Here is a 15,281-nt window from a genome sequence, read left to right on the forward strand (position 1 = left end):
ATGTTGCGGACCATGGAGCGGCCGACGAAGGCGACCCTGCGGCCGTACTCGTGGGCCGCGTCGAGGATCTGCTGGATGCGGTGCACATGGCTGGCGAAGCTGGCCACGATGATCCGCTTCCGGGCACCCGCGAAGACCTGGCGGAGCACGTTCGAGATGTCGCGCTCCGGCGGGACGAAGCCCGGGACCTCGGCGTTCGTGGAGTCGGAGAGAAGAAGGTCGATGCCCTCCTCGCTCAGACGCGCGAAGGCGTGCAGGTCCGTGAGGCGACGGTCCAGCGGAAGCTGGTCCATCTTGAAGTCGCCGGTGTGCACGACCATGCCCGCGGGGGTGCGGATGGCCACGGCGAGGGCGTCCGGGATGGAGTGGTTGACCGCGACGAACTCGCAGTCGAAGGGGCCGACGCGCTCGCGGTGCCCCTCGGCGACCTCGAGCGTGTAGGGCCGGATGCGGTGCTCCTGGAGCTTGGCCTCGATCAGGGCGAGGGTCAGCTTGGAGCCGATCAGGGGGATGTCCGGCTTCTCGCGCAGGAGATAGGGGACACCGCCGATGTGGTCCTCGTGGCCGTGCGTGAGGACGATGCCCTCGATGTCGTCGAGGCGGTCCCGGATGGACGTGAAGTCCGGCAGGATCAGGTCGATTCCGGGCTGCTCCTCCTCGGGGAAGAGCACTCCGCAGTCGACGATCAGGAGCCGCCCGTCGTACTCGAAGACGGTCATGTTGCGGCCGATCTCACCGAGGCCGCCCAGCGGGGTGACCCGCAGGCCGCCCTTCGGGAGCTTCGGCGGGGCGCCCAGTTCAGGATGCGGATGACTCAAAAGACTCTCCTCACCACACGCGCCACGTACCTCCGGGGCACGTGGCGCGCATGACGTTCGTGCAGTAGCAGTTGTGTGGGTGCAGGCATGTGGCCTGCGGTGTTGCCTATTCAGTTGTGAAGTCTGTGGTTAAAGCTGTACCCCACCGGCGGCAAGATCGATCTTGAGCTGGGCCGTCTCCTCGGGCGAGAGCTCGACCAGCGGCAGTCGCAGCGGCCCGCCGGGGCGGCCCTGCAGGGCGAGCGCCGCCTTGGTGGTGATCACACCCTGCGTACGGAACATGCCCGTGAAGACCGGGAGCAGCTTCTGGTGGATCTCGGTCGCCTTCTGGACGTCGCCGCTGGTGTGTGCGTCGATCATGGCGCGCAGCTCCGGCGTGACGACATGGCTGACGACGGAGACGAAGCCGCAGGCGCCGACCGAGAGCAGCGGGAGGTTGAGCATGTCGTCGCCGGAGTACCAGGCGAGGCCGGAGCGGGCGATGGCCCAGCTGGCGCGGCCGAGGTCACCCTTGGCGTCCTTGTTGGCGACGATACGCGGGTGCTCGGCGAGGCGCACGATCGTTTCGGTGTTGATCGGTACGCCGCTTCGGCCCGGGATGTCGTACAGCATCACCGGCAGCTCGGTGGCGTCGGCGATCGCGGTGAAGTGCCGGAAGAGGCCCTCCTGCGGGGGCTTGTTGTAGTACGGCGTGACGGTGAGCAGGCCGTGTGCGCCGGCGCTCTCGGCGGCGCGGGCGAGCTCGATGCTGTGCCGGGTGTCGTTCGTGCCGACGCCGGCGACGATGTGGGCGCGGTCTCCGACGGCGTCCACCACCGCTCGTACCAGCTCTGCTTTCTCCGCGTCGCTGGTGGTCGGGGACTCGCCCGTGGTGCCGTTGACGATCAGGCCGTCGTTGCCTGCGTCCACCAGGTGGGCGGCGAGCTGGCGCGCGCCGTCGAGGTCGAGTGCGCCGTCCGCCGTGAAGGGCGTGACCATGGCGGTGAGGACCCGCCCGAAGGGGGTCTGCGGAGTGGAGGTCGGAGCCATGGGTAACACGCTACTCGCTGCTCAGCACGGGGTCGCCCCTCGGGTGACGCAGAGGGCCTGACAAGGGAGGAGCCCGGCACTGCCTGCTCGGGGGTTCAAGCAGTGCCGGGTCCGTTTGATCAGGCTAGATGAACTTCTAGAAATGCCGCAATACGGACACTTCGCTCGGGCCATCCGTACATACGTGCCTCAAGACACCAGGCGTCCGCGCCTCGTGACGCCAACCGCTAGCCCTGTGCGCGGTCGCGCGCCCCGGCCGGTTCCGACAAACGGCCGTCGGCCGCCCGTCCCCACAATCTTCGGCGAATTTGCTGAAACAGGGCACCTTTTGGACGTTTCGAGCGTCTGTCTTGTTGACAGAGTTCAGTTCGAGTCCCGTGAGGAGACGCGCGCCCCATGTTCCGTCGGCGAGAGCCCGTACCCTTCGCCTTCATCGCCGAAGCCGACAAGTTCCGCAGCAACGTCACTCCCCCACCCCGTGAGCGCGCCACGGCCGGTCAGATCGTCGGCCGCACGCTCATCGGTCTCACCGTGGTCGCCGGTCTGGTGGGCTCCGTGCTCTTCGGCATGCCCGCAATGTCGGCCGACCAGTCGCCCGCCAAGACCCAGCAGTCCGAGGCCGCGGACGGGCGCTGACCGCACCACGCGCCCCTGACCAGCGGCAGCGGGAGAAATCCCGCACCCCGCCGTCCGAGTGGCGCGGGAGGTACCCCCTTGGCCCCCCAAGGGTGGTCGCAGGGGGCACGGCTCGATAACCTCACCGGGCACAGCCCATGCGTGGATTGAGTGAGGATCAGCCGTGCCCCTGCCTTTCCTGACCGCGGACCGCGCTTTCGACGAGGCCGCGCACGACGCGGCGCTCCCCTTCGACGACCGCGACCGCTGGCGCCGTCCTTACCGCCCGGGCCCCTGGCGCGTGGGCGCCGCGGCCGTGCTGCTGCTGCTCGCCTCGTACGTCCTCGTGGCCGCCGTGATCATCGCCGCCGCCGGTGCCCTTTCGGGCGCCGCGATCTGCGTGGGCCTCGCCGTCCTCATCATCGCCGCCGCCCTGCGGCTCCTGCGCATGGGCACCTGGGTGAGCGCGCAGGGGCTGCGCCGGGTGGGCTTCCTCAGCACCCAGACGGTGCCGTGGGCCCAGGTGGCCTCGGTGCGCACGGCGCAGCAGCCAGTGCGGTGGCTCGGGCTGCCGCGCACGGTGCAGGGGCAGGCCCTCGTCCTCGTACGGCGGGACCGGGCGGCCGGTGAGCTGCGGCTGCTCCTGACCGACCGGAACGCCGACTTCCTGGCCCGGCGCGCGGCCTTCGACCGGGCCGCCGACACGGTCGAGGTGTGGGCCGACGAGTACCGGCGGACCGCCTAGTCCCCGGTCCGGGCCCCCGGCCCCGCCGACCACCCCTAAGCGCTGACCGGCCTGCCCTCGCGCAGGGCGATCGCCCGCTGCATGGCCTTGCGTGCGCGAGGCGTGTCGCGGGCGTCGTGGTAGGCGACGGCGAGGCGGAACCAGCAGCGCCAGTCGTCGGGGGTGTCCTCCGTCTCGGCCTTGCGCCGGGCGAAGACCTCGTCGGCCGAGTCCCGGTCGATGCGGCCGCTCGGCGTCCGCTTCAACTCGTCGACGGGCAGCCCGCCTTCGGCCTCCAGCTCGGCGGCCAGGCGGTTCGCGCGCTGCACGAAGCGCGTGTTCTGCCAGAGGAACCAGACGCCGATGACCGGCAGGATCAGCACCGCGACACCGAAGGTGACGGTGAGGACGGTGCCGTGCTTTATCAGGAGCACGCCGCGGCTGCCGACCAGGACGAAGTAGACGACCAGGACGGCTGCCGTGACGGCGTAAGTGATCTTTGCTCGCATGACGGTCAGTTCAGGTCCAGGAAGTGTTCCAGGCCGAAGGTCAGGCCCGGTGTGGCCACGACCCGGCGGGCGCCGAGCAGGATGCCCGGCATGAAGCTGCTGTGGTGCAGCGAGTCGTGGCGGACCGTCAGGGTCTCCCCCTCGGCGCCGAGCAGCACCTCCTGGTGGGCCAGGAGGCCGCGCAGGCGCACGGCGTGCACGGGCACGCCGTCGACATTCGCGCCCCGGGCCCCGTCGAGCGCCGTCGCCGTCGCGTCCGGCTGCGGGGCGCTGCCCGCCTGCTCGCGGGCGGCGGCGATGAGCTGGGCGGTGCGCGTGGCGGTGCCGCTGGGGGCGTCGACCTTGTTCGGGTGGTGCAGCTCGACGACCTCGACCGACTCGAAGTACGGCGCGGCGATCTGCGCGAACTTCATGGTCAGGACGGCGCCGATGGAGAAGTTCGGGGCGATGAGGACGCCCGTCTCCGGGGACGCGGCCAGGGACGTCCGCAGCTGCGCGAGGCGCTCGTCGGTCCAGCCCGTCGTACCGACGACGGCGTGGATGCCGTGCCGTACGCAGAAGTCGAGGTTGCCCATCACCGAGGCCGGGGTGGTCAGCTCCACCGCGACCTGGGCACCGGTCTCGACCAGGGTGTCCAGGCGGTCACCGCGTCCGAGGGCGGCGACGAGATCCATGTCCTCGGCGGCCTCGACGGCCCGCACGGCCTCGGAGCCGATCCGGCCCTTGGCGCCGATGACCGCCACGCGCAGCTTGCTCATGTCCTTCATTCCTTACGGGAGTGACGAGACGTACGGGACGTACGTGCCGGGGCCACGCGCACCCCGCGCGGCCCCGCACGCACGAACCTACGCGACCGCTTCGTGCAGGCGCTCCGCCTGCTTGCCACGGAGCGGGCCTATCGCCGACAGCGAGGGGCGCCGGCCCAGGACGTCCCTGGCCACCTCGCGCACCTCGTCGGGGGTGACCGCGGTGATCTTCGCGAGCATGTCGTCGACCGACATCTGCTCGCCCCAGCACAGCTCGCTCTTGCCGATACGGTTCATCAGCGCGCCGGTGTCCTCGAGGCCGAGGACGGTGGAGCCCGCGAGCTGGCCGATGGCACGGGCGATCTCGTCGTCCGTGAGACCGTGCTGCGCGACCTGGTCCAGCTCGTCGCGGCAGATCTTCAGGACGTCGTGCACCTGGCTGGGGCGGCAGCCCGCGTACACGCCGAAGAGGCCGGTGTCGGCGAAGCCCGAGGTGTACGAGTACACGCTGTAGGCCAGGCCGCGCTTCTCGCGGACCTCCTGGAACAGGCGCGACGACATGCCGCCGCCGAGCGCCGTGTTCAGGACGCCGAGGGCCCAGCGGCGCTCGTCGGTGCGGGCCAGGCCCGGCATGCCGAGGATGACGTGGGCCTGCTCGGTCTTGCGGTCGATCAGCTCGACGCGCCCTGACGTGGTCAGGCGGCGCGAGCCGTCGCGGGGTGCGAGGGGCGTGGCGTCCGTGCGGTGCAGCGCGCCGGCCTTCTCGAAGGCGGCGCGGACCTGGCGGACGACCTTCTGGTGGTCGACGTTGCCCGCGGCCGCGACGACCAGGTGCGTCGGGTCGTAGTGCTTCTTGTAGAAGCGGCGGATGCGGTCGGCCGTCAGGGCGTTGATCGTGTCGACGGTGCCGAGGACGGGGCGGCCGAGGGGGGTGTCGCCGAGCATGGTGTGCGCGAACAGGTCGTGCACGCAGTCGCCCGGGTCGTCCTCCGTCATCGCGATCTCTTCGAGGATGACGCCGCGCTCGGCGTCGACGTCCTCCTGCTCGATGAGGGAGCCGGTCAGCATGTCGCAGACGACGTCGATGGCCAGCGGCAGGTCGGTGTCGAGCACGCGCGCGTAGTAGCACGTGTACTCCTTGGCCGTGAAGGCGTTCATCTCACCGCCGACCGCGTCGATCGCCGAGGAGATGTCCAGGGCGCTGCGCCTCCTGGTGCCCTTGAAGAGCAGGTGCTCCAGGTAGTGCGTGGCGCCGTTCAGGGACGGCGTCTCGTCCCGTGACCCCACGTGCGCCCAGATGCCGAAGGTGGCCGAGCGGACGGACGGCAGGGTCTCGGTGACGATGCGCAGGCCACCGGGGAGGGTGGTCTTGCGGACCGTGCCGATGCCGTTCTCGCCCTTGATCAAGGTTTGGGTACGGGCGACGGCCCGCACCTCCGAGGAGGTGCGGGCCGTCGTCGTGGTGCTACGCGACGTCACTTGTGGGTGTCGTCCTTACTTGTCGGAGCCGCTGTCGGACTTGGCCTCGTCGCCCTCTTCGCCCTCGATGACGGGGATGAGGGAGAGCTTGCCGCGGGAGTCGATCTCGGCGATCTCGACCTGGACCTTCTGGCCCACGCCGAGGACGTCCTCGACGTTCTCCACGCGCTTGCCACCGGCGAGCTTGCGGATCTGCGAGATGTGCAGCAGACCGTCCTTGCCCGGGAGCAGCGAGACGAACGCGCCGAAGGTGGTCGTCTTGACGACCGTGCCCAGGTAGCGCTCGCCGACCTCCGGCATGGTCGGGTTGGCGATGCCGTTGATCGTGGCGCGGGCGGCCTCGGCGGCCGGGCCGTCGGCGGCACCGATGTAGATCGTGCCGTCGTCCTCGATCGTGATGTCGGCGCCGGTGTCCTCCTGGATCTGGTTGATCATCTTGCCCTTCGGGCCGATGACCTCACCGATCTTGTCCACCGGGATCTTGACGGTGATGATCCGCGGGGCGTTCGGGGACATCTCGTCCGGAACGTCGATCGCTTCCATCATCACGTCGAGGATGTGCAGGCGGGCGTCGCGGGCCTGCTTCAGGGCGGCGGCCAGGACGGAGGCCGGGATGCCGTCCAGCTTGGTGTCGAGCTGGAGGGCGGTCACGAACTCCTTGGTGCCGGCGACCTTGAAGTCCATGTCGCCGAAGGCGTCCTCCGCACCGAGGATGTCGGTGAGGGCGACGTAGTGCGTGTCGCCGTCGATCTCCTGGGAGATCAGGCCCATCGCGATGCCGGCGACGGCGGCCTTCAGCGGCACACCGGCGTTCAGCAGCGACATGGTGGAGGCGCAGACCGAGCCCATGGACGTCGAGCCGTTGGAGCCGAGGGCCTCGGACACCTGGCGGATCGCGTACGGGAACTCCTCGCGCGTCGGCAGCACCGGCACGATGGCGCGCTCGGCGAGCGCGCCGTGGCCGATCTCGCGGCGCTTCGGGGAACCGACGCGGCCGGTCTCACCGACGGAGTAGGGCGGGAAGTTGTAGTTGTGCATGTAGCGCTTGCGGGTCACCGGGGAGAGGGTGTCCAGCTGCTGCTCCATGCGGAGCATGTTGAGGGTGGTGACGCCCAGGATCTGGGTCTCGCCACGCTCGAACAGCGCCGAGCCGTGCACGCGCGGGATGGCCTCGACCTCGGCGGCGAGCGTACGGATGTCCGTGACGCCGCGGCCGTCGATGCGGACCTTGTCCTTGATGATGCGCTCGCGGACCAGCTTCTTGGTCAGCGCGCGGTAGGCACCGGAGATCTCCTTCTCGCGGCCCTCGAACTGCGGGAGCAGCTTCTCGGCGGCGATCTCCTTGACGCGGTCGAGCTCGGCCTCGCGCTCCTGCTTGCCGGCGATGGTGAGCGCCTGGGCGAGCTCGGACGAGACCGCGGCGGTCAGGGCCTCCAGCACGTCGTCCTGGTAGTCCAGGAAGACCGGGAAGTCGCCGGTGGGCTTGGCGGCCTTGGCGGCGAGGTCCGACTGGGCCTTGCAGAGGACCTTGATGAAGGGCTTCGCGGCTTCCAGACCGGCGGCGACGACCTCCTCGGTCGGGGCCTCGGCACCGTCCTTCACGAGCTGGATGGTCTTCTCGGTGGCCTCGGCCTCGACCATCATGATCGCGACGTCGCCGTCCTCGAGGACGCGACCGGCGACGACCATGTCGAAGACGGCGTCCTCGAGCTCGGTGTGCGTCGGGAAGGCGACCCACTGGCCCTTGATGAGGGCCACGCGCGTGCCGCCGATCGGGCCCGAGAAGGGCAGGCCCGCCAGCTGCGTGGAGCAGGAGGCGGCGTTGATCGCGACCACGTCGTACAGGTGGTCGGGGTTGAGCGCCATGACCGTCTCGACGATCTGGATCTCGTTGCGCAGGCCCTTCTTGAAGGAAGGACGCAGCGGGCGGTCGATCAGGCGGCAGGTCAGGACCGCGTCCTCGGAGGGGCGGCCCTCGCGGCGGAAGAAGGAGCCGGGGATCTTGCCGGCGGCGTACTGCCGCTCCTCGACGTCCACCGTGAGGGGGAAGAAGTCGAGCTGGTCCTTGGGCTTCTTGGAAGCGGTGGTGGCCGACAGCACCATGGTGTCGTCGTCCAGGTACGCCACGGCGGAGCCGGCGGCCTGCTTGGCGAGGCGGCCCGTCTCGAAGCGGATGGTGCGGGTGCCGAAGGTGCCGTTGTCGATGACGGCCTCGGCGTAGTGGGTCTCGTTCTCCACTAGCGGTTCTCCTACTTTTCGTCTTCGCTCCCGGGCCCGTGTGGCCGGGGAGTTCCCCCGCCCGTGTGGCCGGGGAGGGTCCACCGCGGGCCCGTGTGGCCGTGCGGTGGGTGGAGGAGCGCGCCGTGGGTGCGGGCCGGTCTTCGATCGAAGCACCCGGGGTTCGTTCTCTTCGTATCCCGGGGGCCACTACCGAGGACCGGCGGCGGCTGGGTGCGCCTCTCCTATGGATTTGTCCTGCCGGACGCTTCCTCCCGGAAGCGTCCTGTCCGGGCCCGAGCCCGGCGTCCGTACTGTGCCGAACGTCACCAGACTACAAACGGGCGGTGACATCGCGCACGTACAGCAAAGGGAGCGGCCCCCTTCGAGTGCTTCGAGTGGGAACCGCTCCCTTCACGGCGTCTTACTTGGCGCCCGCCGCACCGCGACGGATGCCGAGCCGGTCGACCAGGGCACGGAAGCGCTGGATGTCCTTCTTGGCCAGGTACTGCAGCAGACGGCGGCGCTGGCCGACGAGGATCAGCAGACCACGACGGGAGTGGTGGTCGTGCTTGTGCGTCTTGAGGTGCTCGGTCAGGTCCGAGATGCGGCGCGAGAGCAGCGCGACCTGGACCTCGGGGGAGCCGGTGTCGCCCTCCTTGGTGCCGAACTCGGTCATGATCTGCTTCTTCGTAGCGGCGTCGAGCGACACGCGTACTCCTTGTGATGTCTTCGTTTCGCCTTCGAGTGCCCCTGGTCTTCGTCTCAGGGGAGCTTTCGGAACTCTGAAGGCATGGGGTCCGCCTCGGGAGGCGGGATGCCGCGGGGCGCGGTCCCTGGCCGGGGGCCTTGGGGGTGCGCAGACATGCGGGCGTTACACAGAGTACCAGGGTGGAGGGGTGGCCTTTGGCGGCGGGCGTCACGAGGGCCTGGCGGCGGGCGTCCTCTTCCGTGTACTCGACGTCCTGGCGCCCCTGCACCGGTCAGGGGGGCGGGCCGAAGCTCACACTGGTGGTGCCTTCCGGGAGAGGGTGTTGTTGGCGGGCGCGCTTCAGCTCGTGAGGGCCCGTGCGGACGCGTACACGTCGAAGACCGCGAGCGTCAGTGGTACGAGCGTCAGGAGGACGAAGACCTCCGCGATCTCCAGGAAGCGGCCCCAGAAGGGGGTCACGCCGCTGCGGGAGGTGATCAGGCCGATGGTGGTGCACAGGACGGCCGCGGTCGCGATCGCGGCGACGAGCCAGATGGTGCGCAGGTCGAGCGCCGCGGTGTCGCCGTTCAGGGCGTCGCGCATCAGGCTGTCCGAGGGGTTGAGGCACAGGCCGGCGCCGAGCAGGACCAGGCACGCGAGGCCCGCGGCCAGGGTGGCGGCGACCTGCGCCGTGTAGCGGAAGAGCTGGGCGCGCATCAGCATCGCGACGCCGGTGGCGAGGGCGAGGAGCTGCCCCCAGCCGTCGTCCGAGAAGCCGAGGACGGCCGCCGCGCCCACGGAGACCAGGGCGCAGCCGCCGACGAGGCCGATGAGCAGTTCGTGGCCGCGGCGGGCCTGGGCCGCGATGCGGTCGGCGTCGACGGGATCCTGGGGGGCGCGGTCGGCGTCGGGGTCGAGGTCGGCGCCGTAGGTGGGGCGCGCGGCGTGCGGCGACGCGAAGCCGATGGGCAGGCGGGCGAACCGCATGGCGAGGCCGGGCAGGAAGGCGAGGGCCCCCACGGCCAGCGGCGCGCACAGCGCGGCGGTCTCGACCGTCTCCATGCGCCAGACCGTCGCCGCGAACACCGTGAACAAGCCGATCGCGGACGCGCAGACGAACGCCACGAACGGGCCGTCCCCGCGCGGCGACACCAGCGTCAGGACCACCGAGGCGACGAGCACGGCCGCGCACGCAAGCAGGAACTGGAGCCTGCCGATGCCGTCACCGTCGGTGAGCGGCAGCAGCCCGGAGCCCGCCACCGCCAGGTTCGGCAGCGCGCCGAGGCCGAGCGCGACGGCGGCAGGCCGGTCGTCGTACACCCGGGCGCGTACGCAGGCGAAGGTGAGCAGCAGCAGGCCCGCGACGGCGGCGAGGACGCCGGGGAAGCCGTGCATGTCGTGGCGGGGCTGAGCCGTCCAGGTGACGAAGGCCAGCAGGAGCGGCAGGACGGAGCCGCCGATCAGGCCCGCGGCGCGGGTGAGCTCGCCGTTCCACAGGGAGCGGTCGCTCGTCACGGCGGAGGCGACGGCGTCGGACACGTCGTCGTAGACCGCGGGCGGCAGCGAGGCCGAGAAGGGGCGCAGGGTGAGCAGCTCGCCGTCGAGGATGCGCTGGGCGGCGAAGGAGCGGGCGCTGTCGAGGACGGCGCCGTCCCTGCGGACCAGGTGATAGCCCACGGGGGCGCCCTCGGCCGGGCTCTGCCGGGACAGCCGCAGGATCTCCGGGTAGATGTCGGCGACCGGGATGTCGTCGGGCAGCGCCACGTCGATCCGGCTGTCGGGCGCGACGATGGTGACGCGGCAGAAGCCGAGTCCGGCGCCGGTCCCGGTCGTGGCCACGTGGCCGGGCCGGCCTGTGGTGGTGGCCGTCGCGGAGGCCGTGGTGCTCACCTGCTGTTCCCCCTCAGTCTCAGTCAGTCAGTGCTGGTGACCGCGCAGCAGCCGGGTCAGGTGCGGGTGGTTGCTGCTCAGTTTGATGCGGGTGGTTGCTGCTCAGTGCTGGTGTTGGTGGCTGCCGCCCGGTGCTGGTGCGAGTGGCTGCCGCTCAGTGCTGGTGCGAGTGGCTGCCGCTCAGTGCTGGTGCTGCGTGACGTCGTCCTGGTGATCGCTCGGTCTCGACGCTGACGCCGCGTCGACGCCGTTCCCGTCCCGGCCGACCGAGTCCCCCGCCAGGCCCGCCCCGCGCTACCCAGCCGACTGTGCCCCATCGCGCGCGGCGGCACGGCGCAAATCGGCTCGGCTGGCTGGTTCTTGAGCCTGTACGCCTTCCCGGGAGCTCCGTGTGGCATGAAATGACCTGATTCTGCTGGCTGTTGGCCGAACTGCGCTTCGGCTTGAATTCGCGTGTGTTCACACGCACGATCGGCACCCTATCGCCCCTCGCGAAGGCCGATGTCAGTAGGATCGGCCGCTGGTCTCCGTCCGCCCGAAACGGGGGCGGCGGATGGAACACCCAGGCCTGGCAAGGGGATTGGTGCGTAGTGAGCCACATCATCGTGAGGCGCCCGCCTCGGGTTCTTCCGTCCGAGGTGCCCACCGCGGAGATCGTCCTGCAACCTCCGCCGGAGCTGCCGCGCGGCCAGCAGGAGGGCGCGATGATGCAGCTCCTGCCGATGCTCGGCATGGGTGGCTCCGTGGTGTTCTTCTTCATGCCGAATTCGCATCCGTTTATGAAGATCATGGGCATGGTGATGGTCACGGCGACGCTGGCGATGACCATCGCGATGGTGGTCCGGCACCGCCGCGGCACCCAGGGTCAAATGGCGGACATGCGGCGCGACTACCTCCGCTACCTGAAGCAGACCCGCCGCTCCGCCCTGAACACGGCGAAGGCGCAGCGCGACGCCCAGTACTACCTCCACCCCTCTCCCGAGCAGCTGTGGGCCCTGGTCGCCGAGGGCAGCCGGGTGTGGGAGCGGCGCACGGGCGACGCGGACTTCGGGCAGGTGCGCCTCGGCCTCGGCTCGCAGGCCCTCGCCGCTCCGCTCGTCGCCCCCGAGACCGCGCCGGTGGACGAGCTCGAGCCGCTGACGGCGGGCGCGATGCAGCGTTTCCTCGCCACGCACAGCACCGTGGAGTCGCTGCCGATGGCGGTGTCCCTGCGCGCCTTCTACCACGTGACGATGAGCGGCGAACCGGACGCGGTGCGCGCCACCGCCCGCGCGCTCACCGCGTCGCTGGCCTCCCTGCACTCCCCCGACGACGTGCTCATCGCCGTCGCGGCGGGCCGGGACGCGGCACCGCACTGGGAGTGGACCAAGTGGCTCCCGCACTGCCAGGCGCCGGGCGCCGCGGACGGGGCGGGCAGCCGCCGCCTCATCACCGGCGACCCGGTGGAGCTGGAGGCGATGCTGTCCGCCCGGCTCCAGGGCCGCCCCCGCTTCCACCCCGGCGGGACGCCGCTGCCGGAGGAGCCGCACGTCGTCGTCGTGCTCGACGGCCTCTCCCTGGACCCGACGTCCGTCCTGGCATCCGCCGAGGGACTGCAGGGCGTCACCATCGTGGAGATCGTGCCGGGCGAGCTCGGCAGCGGCCGCGGCGGGCTCTCCGTCGTCGTACAGCCGAAGTCGCTGCGCCTGGAGTCGGGGCACGGCCTGGTGTACGAGGGCACGCCCGACCTCCTGTCGTACGAGGCCGCCGAGGCGCTCGCCCGGCAGCTCGCGCCGCTGCGGATGGCGTCGGGCGGCGACGACGGCCAACCGCTGCTCGCCAACCTGGACTTCACGGAGCTGCTCGGGCTCGGCGACGCCGATTCGGTGGACACGAACCGCACCTGGCGCCCGCGCGCGCAGGCGGAGCGGCTGCGCGTCCCGATCGGCGTCGGCGAGGACGGCAGGCCGGTGATGCTGGACCTCAAGGAGGCAGCGCAGGAGGGCATGGGGCCGCACGGCCTGTGCGTGGGAGCCACCGGTTCCGGCAAGTCGGAGCTGCTGCGCACCCTGGTGCTCGGCCTGGCCGTCACCCACTCCTCCGAGAGCCTGAACTTCGTGCTCGCCGACTTCAAGGGCGGCGCGACCTTCGCGGGCATGGCACAGATGCCGCACGTCGCCGCCGTGATCACCAACCTCGCGGACGACCTGACGCTGGTCGACCGCATGGGCGACTCCATCCGCGGCGAGCTCAACCGCCGCCAGGAACTCCTGCGCGACGCGGGCAACTACGCGAACATCCACGACTACGAGAAGGCGCGCGCCGCCGGAGCCGCGCTCCAGCCCATCCCCTCCCTGGTCCTCGTCATCGACGAGTTCAGCGAACTACTCACCGCCAAGCCCGACTTCATCGACATGTTCGTGCAGATCGGCCGCATCGGCCGGTCCCTCGGCGTGCATCTGCTGCTCGCCTCGCAGCGCCTGGAGGAGGGGCGCCTGCGCGGTCTGGAGACCTACCTCTCGTACCGCGTGGGCCTGCGCACGTTCTCCGCCGCCGAGTCCCGGGCGGCGCTCGGCGTGCCCGACGCCTACCAGCTGCCGAACGTGCCCGGCTCGGGCTATCTGAAGTTCGGCACGGACGAGATGGTGCGCTTCAAGGCCGCGTACGTCTCCGGGGTGTACCGCTCGGGTTCGGCGCAGGCCGCGGCCCTCGGCGGGCCCCTGCCGGTGGACCGGCGGCCGGTGCTGTTCACGGCCGCCGAGGTGCCGGTGCGGTACGCGGCGACTCCCCCGCCGGGCCCGCGGCCCGCCCCCGACTCGGACGACGCGCTCGCCGACACCGTCCTCGACGTCATCGTGCGCCGCCTGGAGGCGCAGGGCCCGGCCGCGCATCAGGTGTGGCTGCCGCCGCTGGACAGCCCGCCGTCGCTGGACTCGCTGCTCCCGGGGCTCACCGCGGTGCCGGGGCGCGGTCTCACCCAGCCCGGTTACGAGGGCGCGGGCCGCCTCGTCGTACCGCTGGGCCTGGTCGACAAGCCGTACGAGCAGCGCCGCGACCCGCTCTGGTGCGACTTCTCGGGCGCGGCCGGCCACATGCAGGTCCTGGGCGGGCCGCAGTCGGGCAAGTCGACGCTGCTGCGCTCGCTGATCGCGTCGTTCGCGCTCACCCACACCCCGCGCGAAGTGCAGTTCTACTGCCTCGACTTCGGCGGTGGCGGGCTTTCGGCGGTGGCCGGGCTGCCGCACGTGGGCGGGGTCGCCTCCCGCCTCGACCCGGAGCGGGTGCGGCGCACGCTCGCCGAGGCCTTCTCCGTCATGACCCGCCGCGAGGAGTACTTCAGGACGGCCGGCATCGCCTCCATCGCCGACTTCCGGGCACGCCGGGCCCGCGGCGACATCTCCGTCACCGACCAGCCGTGGGGCGACGTCTTCCTCGTCATCGACGGCTGGGGCAACTTCCGCACGGACTACGAGAACCTGGAGCCCGCCGTCCTCGACATCGCGGCACGCGGCCTCGGCTACGGCATCCACCTGATCCTCACCGCGTCGCGCTCGATGGAGGTCCGGGCGAACCTCAAGGACCACCTGATGAACCGCCTCGAACTGCGCCTCGGCGACACCATGGACTCCGAGTTCGACCGCAAGGTCGCCGCCAACGTCCCGGCCGGTGTGCCAGGGCGTGGCCAGACCCCGCAGAAGCAGCACTTCATGGCGGCCGTGCCGCGCGTCGACGGCCTCTCCTCCGACACCGACCTCGCCGAGGCCACCGGCGCCCTCGCCACCGAGGTCGCCCGGCACTGGACGGAGCCGCCCGCGCCCGCCGTACGGCTGCTGCCGCGCGAACTGCCCGCCACGCAGCTTCCGCCCGGCAACCTCTTCCCGGACCGGGGCGTCTCCTTCGCCCTCGACGAGGACAACCTCGAACCGGTCTTCGTGGACTTCGAGCAGGACCCCTTCTTCCTCGTCCTCGGCGAGAGCGAGTCCGGCAAGTCCAATCTGCTGCGCCTGCTCATCCGGCGCCTCACCGAGCGCTACAGCGGCGACGCCTGCAAGCTCTTCGTCGTCGACAACCGCCGCTCCCTGCTCGACGTCACCCCGGCCTCGCACCTGGCCGAGTACATCCCCATGTCCAACGCCATGGACCACCACGTCAACGCCCTGGTCGACCTCATGCGGCGGCGCGCCCCCGCGGACGACGTCACCGCCCAGCAGCTCCGCGAGCGCAGTTGGTGGCAGGGCCCGACGGTGTACGTCGTCGTCGACGACTACGACCTCGTGTCCACGTCGAGCGGCAACCCCCTCGGCCCCCTCACCGACCTGCTCCCCTTCGCCCGCGACGTGGGCGTCCGCTTCATCCTCGCCCGCTCCACGGCGGGCGCGGGACGCGCCACGTACGAGCCGTTCCTCCAGCGGATGAAGGAACTCGGCGCCCAGGGCATCCTGCTCGCGGGCGACCCGTCCGAGGGCGACCTCCTCGGCGGGGTGCGGCCGCGGCCGATGCCCGCCGGGCGGGGCATCTTCGTCTCACGCAGGCGGGGGAAGCCGTTGGTGCAGACGGGGTTGCTGGAGGGCGAGCACTGAGGTG

General features: G+C 71.0%; 11 protein-coding genes (1 of these 11 running past the window's edge). 3 read left to right on the top strand and 8 right to left on the bottom strand.

Annotated elements, in window-relative coordinates; translation table 11 throughout:
* On the bottom strand, positions 1 to 818 hold the 5' portion of the coding sequence (locus tag QUY26_RS09785; protein ID WP_030363224.1) for a ribonuclease J. It extends 868 nt beyond the left edge of the window; the window shows 818 of its 1,686 coding nt (coding positions 1-818); it begins with the start codon at positions 816 to 818; its stop codon lies beyond the left edge, outside the window.
* A gap of 129 nt (positions 819 to 947) precedes the next feature.
* Positions 948 to 1,847 carry a 4-hydroxy-tetrahydrodipicolinate synthase gene (dapA, locus tag QUY26_RS09790; RefSeq protein ID WP_289945083.1) on the bottom strand — a complete coding sequence of 300 codons (900 nt, stop codon included), beginning with the start codon at positions 1,845 to 1,847 and terminating at the stop codon, positions 948 to 950.
* A gap of 396 nt (positions 1,848 to 2,243) precedes the next feature.
* On the opposite strand from dapA, the gene QUY26_RS09795 reads away from it, so the two are divergent.
* Both QUY26_RS09795 and QUY26_RS09800 read left to right on the top strand, forming a co-directional pair.
* Positions 2,244 to 2,483, top strand: a complete 240-nt coding sequence (locus QUY26_RS09795; protein ID WP_289945084.1) for a hypothetical protein — start codon at positions 2,244 to 2,246, stop codon at positions 2,481 to 2,483.
* A 163-nt stretch (positions 2,484 to 2,646) separates the two neighbouring features.
* A complete protein-coding gene (locus tag QUY26_RS09800; protein ID WP_289945086.1) occupies positions 2,647 to 3,207 on the top strand; it encodes a PH domain-containing protein in 561 nt (186 codons plus the stop codon).
* Between the two features lie 35 nt (positions 3,208 to 3,242).
* On the opposite strand, the gene QUY26_RS09805 is transcribed toward QUY26_RS09800, so the two are convergent.
* From QUY26_RS09805 to eccD, 6 genes are all read right to left on the bottom strand, one after another.
* Positions 3,243 to 3,695: a tetratricopeptide repeat protein gene (locus tag QUY26_RS09805; protein ID WP_289945088.1), complete on the bottom strand. Its 453-nt coding sequence runs from the start codon at positions 3,693 to 3,695 to the stop codon at positions 3,243 to 3,245.
* A gap of 5 nt (positions 3,696 to 3,700) precedes the next feature.
* The gene (gene dapB / locus QUY26_RS09810; protein WP_289945090.1) at positions 3,701 to 4,453 is read right to left on the bottom strand and encodes a 4-hydroxy-tetrahydrodipicolinate reductase; all 753 of its coding nucleotides are present in this window, start codon (positions 4,451 to 4,453) and stop codon (positions 3,701 to 3,703) included.
* Between the two features lie 87 nt (positions 4,454 to 4,540).
* On the bottom strand, positions 4,541 to 5,920 hold the full coding sequence (locus QUY26_RS09815) for a M16 family metallopeptidase (RefSeq protein ID WP_289945092.1): 1,380 nt from the start codon (positions 5,918 to 5,920) through the stop codon (positions 4,541 to 4,543).
* Between the two features lie 15 nt (positions 5,921 to 5,935).
* Positions 5,936 to 8,158: a polyribonucleotide nucleotidyltransferase gene (locus tag QUY26_RS09820; RefSeq protein ID WP_289945093.1), complete on the bottom strand. Its 2,223-nt coding sequence runs from the start codon at positions 8,156 to 8,158 to the stop codon at positions 5,936 to 5,938.
* Positions 8,159 to 8,561: 403 nt separating this feature from the next.
* Positions 8,562 to 8,849: a 30S ribosomal protein S15 gene (rpsO, locus tag QUY26_RS09825; RefSeq protein WP_030753863.1), complete on the bottom strand. Its 288-nt coding sequence runs from the start codon at positions 8,847 to 8,849 to the stop codon at positions 8,562 to 8,564.
* 339 nt (positions 8,850 to 9,188) lie between these two features.
* Positions 9,189 to 10,718 carry a type VII secretion integral membrane protein EccD gene (gene eccD / locus QUY26_RS09830; RefSeq protein ID WP_289945094.1) on the bottom strand — a complete coding sequence of 510 codons (1,530 nt, stop codon included), beginning with the start codon at positions 10,716 to 10,718 and terminating at the stop codon, positions 9,189 to 9,191.
* Between the two features lie 590 nt (positions 10,719 to 11,308).
* On the opposite strand from eccD, the gene eccCa reads away from it, so the two are divergent.
* Positions 11,309 to 15,277 carry a type VII secretion protein EccCa gene (gene eccCa, locus QUY26_RS09835; RefSeq protein WP_289945096.1) on the top strand — a complete coding sequence of 1,323 codons (3,969 nt, stop codon included), beginning with the start codon at positions 11,309 to 11,311 and terminating at the stop codon, positions 15,275 to 15,277.
* The last annotated feature ends 4 nt before the right edge of the window (positions 15,278 to 15,281 follow it).

The organism is Streptomyces flavofungini, assembly GCF_030388665.1.
Classification (GTDB): Bacteria; Actinomycetota; Actinomycetes; order Streptomycetales; family Streptomycetaceae; genus Streptomyces; species Streptomyces flavofungini_A.

What these genes read in the sequence shown, in the direction of transcription:
- dapA (WP_289945083.1), bottom strand. Translation starts at nt 1,847, where the DNA reads ATGGCTCCGACCTCCACTCCGCAGACCCCCTTCGGGCGGGTCCTCACC.
- QUY26_RS09795 (WP_289945084.1), top strand. Translation starts at nt 2,244, where the DNA reads ATGTTCCGTCGGCGAGAGCCCGTACCCTTCGCCTTCATCGCCGAAGCC.
- QUY26_RS09805 (WP_289945088.1), bottom strand. Translation starts at nt 3,695, where the DNA reads ATGCGAGCAAAGATCACTTACGCCGTCACGGCAGCCGTCCTGGTCGTC.
- dapB (WP_289945090.1), bottom strand. Translation starts at nt 4,453, where the DNA reads ATGAGCAAGCTGCGCGTGGCGGTCATCGGCGCCAAGGGCCGGATCGGC.